This window comes from Streptomyces sp. WAC 04229, from assembly GCF_003947455.1.
In the GTDB taxonomy this organism is placed as follows: Bacteria; Actinomycetota; Actinomycetes; order Streptomycetales; family Streptomycetaceae; genus Streptomyces.
Map to the genome: position 1 here is coordinate 1 of NZ_QHJH01000387.1, position 1,591 is coordinate 1,591.

At 75.5% G+C, this 1,591-nt stretch carries 1 protein-coding gene and 1 pseudogene; both read left to right on the forward strand.

What is annotated here, in order from left to right; all coding sequences use genetic code 11:
* Positions 1–1,317, forward strand: a 1,317-nt coding sequence (locus DMH12_RS38405; RefSeq protein ID WP_125495853.1) for an MFS transporter, incomplete at its 5' end; no start/stop codon positions are given.
* A gap of 60 nt (positions 1,318–1,377) precedes the next feature.
* Positions 1,378–1,591, forward strand: a pseudogene (locus tag DMH12_RS40625) (LacI family transcriptional regulator); the annotation flags it as partial.

The window sequence follows — 1,591 nt, forward strand, 5'->3', positions numbered from 1 at the left end:
GGCGGCGGGTCGCTGGGGCGGGGGTTCGGGTGGCTGTGGGCCTCGTACGCCGTCAGCACCTTCGGCACGCGGCTCGCCTTCGACGCCTTCCCGCTGATCGCGGTCCTGGCACTGAACGCGGGTCCGGCGCAGGTGTCGGCGCTGGCGGCGGCCGGTCTCGCGGTGGGTGCGGTGGTGGCGGTGCCGCTGGGTCCGTGGGTGGAGTTCCGGCGCAAACGACCGGTCATGATCGCGACGGATCTGGTCCGCTGCGCGGTGCTGCTGACCGTGCCGGTCGCGTTCGCGTTCGGGCGGCTCGGCTTCGCCCAGTTGCTGGTCGTGTCGGTGATCGTCGCCACGGCGGATATCACGTTCCGGGCCGCCGCCGGTTCCTGTCTCAAGTCGCTGGTGCGGCGGGAGAACCTGCTGGCCGCCAACGGCCGCTTCGAGGCGACGAGTTGGACCGCGACGATGCTCGGGCCGCCGGTCGGTGGGGCCGCCGTGGGTCTCTTCGGGCCCGTGGCGACGGTGGCGGTCGACGCGGCCAGCTACCTGCTGTCGGCGCTGGGCATCCGTGCGATCGGCCGCGGCGAACCGCTCCCCGAGCACGCGGGCCCTGCCCGGACTTCCCGGCCGCGGTCCGGTGACCTGCTGGAGGGGTGGCGGTACGTCCTCACCTCGCCCGCGCTGCGTCCGCTGTTCTTCAACACGCTCCTGGTCAACGGCCTCATCATGGCGACCGCGCCGCTGATGGCCGTCCTCATGCTGGGCGATCTGGGCTTCGCTCCCTGGCAGTACGGGCTCGCCTTCGCGGTGCCGTGCGTCGGTGGCCTGATCGGCTCCCGGCTGGCCGGACCGCTCGTGGCGCGCTTCGGGGAGCACCGGGTGCTGGTCACCAGCGGGGCGCTGCGCGTGTGCTGGCCGGTGGGGCTGGCCTTCGTCGGCCCGGGTGTGCAGGGTCTGGTCCTGGTGATGGCCGTCGAGCTGGCGCTGATCACGTCGGTGGGGGTGTACAACCCGGTGTTCGCCACGCGCCGGCTGGAACTGACCCCGCCGGACCGTGTCGCGCGCACCCTGACCGCCTGGACGATCAGCGGCAAGCTGACGACCGCGTCCCTGACCGCCCTGTGGGGCCTCCTGGCGGCGCTGACCGGCCTGCGCACGGCGGTCGCCCTGGCGGGCGTGCTGCTCCTGGCGACGCCTTTGCTGCTGCCGCGCCGGAGCGTGGGGTCCGGCCCGGAGGGGAGCCGGGGCTCCGACCCGGCCGCGGCCTCGACGTCGGGCGCGGATCCGGCCAAAGGACAGGGGACCGGTTTGCCGAGCCCCCCGGCCGCGTAGCACCGTCGAAGACCGGGAACTCCCGGCGGGCGGCGGCAAACGCGGCGGGCAGTCGTAGCCGTGCGCAACCGCGGCCGCCGCGAGACGGCGGCGCCGAGACGGCCCCGCGTGGCGGCCCGGGCCCCCGGGTGGCGGGGGGGCCGCTCCCCCCGCCTCGACGGCGCCCGCCGTGCCGTGCGCGGCACCGACGCCACCGTCACCGAGCTGCCCCTCGCCTACGAGGAGCGGGACGCCGCCCGGCTGGCCGCACGCTGGGGCTCCCTCGGTCTCGACG